Here is a 1095-nt window from a genome sequence, read left to right as displayed (position 1 = left end):
TTTTCATTTTTTTGGTTTTTGCTCCCCGAACTGCTTGGGAGTGGAATAATTAATACAGAATTTTCTAATGTATTAAATGATTTGTTGGGCGATTTTTAGAATAAATTTATCTGCCAGGGTTTTCGGAGGGTTTAATTCGGTTGTGTGGGGCGCATCTGTAGTCTTGGTCTGAAAATCCGATATCTGTCATTTTTTTGTTGTGGTAGTTGATCGTGTGTCGTTAGATTTATTTATGGGCTTGCTTTTTTGGCTCGTTGTTCAACTGTGGATCGAGGGTTATATAGTGCGCGCATCAAAGAAATATCTGACAGATACGTCTGTCCATCAGGCCCTATTATTGGATGATCTAACCGAAACAAAAGATCCCGATCACGCCGTCCGATTGCTGCTAAATGAAATCCTCAAAGGACTCTCTGAAAAAGGTTGGCCTCAAGCGCAACTACAAACCGGGCCGAGGATTGTGTCCGCTGAAGAAAATTACGGTTTACTCGGTTATGACCCGGCAGAGGTTACGCTGGGGAGTGAACACACCCGTTGGGTCGATGAGCACTCGCTGTTGCGAACACAAACCACCAGCCAGATCCCGGTAGCGCTTCAGCGAGCGGCTCAGGTGCGCCAGCCGGGACAGACGATATTATTGGCAGCGCCAGGTATTACTTTCCGTCGTGATAGTCGGGATCGTTGGCATTGCGCTGAACCGCATCAAATGGACATTTGGGTGCTGGGTGATCCGGAACTGGCAACGCACGAACATCTGTTGCGTTTGGTCGGCGATATCCTTAAGTCTGCCGTTCCTGACAAACGTTGGGTCTATAGCGATAGTCCGCATCACTACACAGAGGGCGGAATCGAAGTGAATGTCTTGAATGATGGGGCTCCGGTGGAGGTGCTGGAGTGTGGTCGTATTGCGAGGTCTTTGTTGGAGCGCTTGAACATAGACCCGCTGCATCATGGAGGGTTAGCGCTCGGGATGGGGCTGGATCGCCTGACGATGTTGCGAAAAGGCATTCCAGATATTCGCTTGCTACGCGATCAGAACATGCGAGTGCAGGCGCAGATGTATGATCTGAATCCATGGACGGCGGTATCTCGTTT

At 48.9% G+C, this 1095-nt stretch carries 1 protein-coding gene; it reads left to right on the top strand.

Translation table 11 applies throughout. The features are described from left to right. Positions 1-283: 283 nt before the first annotated feature. Positions 284-1095 (top strand): PheS-related mystery ligase SrmL (srmL, locus tag BK662_RS19190; RefSeq protein ID WP_123359361.1); only part of this gene is annotated, 812 nt, incomplete at its 3' end.

This window comes from Pseudomonas frederiksbergensis (genome assembly GCF_003732275.1).
GTDB lineage: Bacteria > Pseudomonadota > Gammaproteobacteria > Pseudomonadales > Pseudomonadaceae > Aquipseudomonas > Aquipseudomonas frederiksbergensis_H.
Note: the sequence above shows the minus strand (reverse complement) of the source record. Positions and strands in the feature narration are given on the sequence as shown.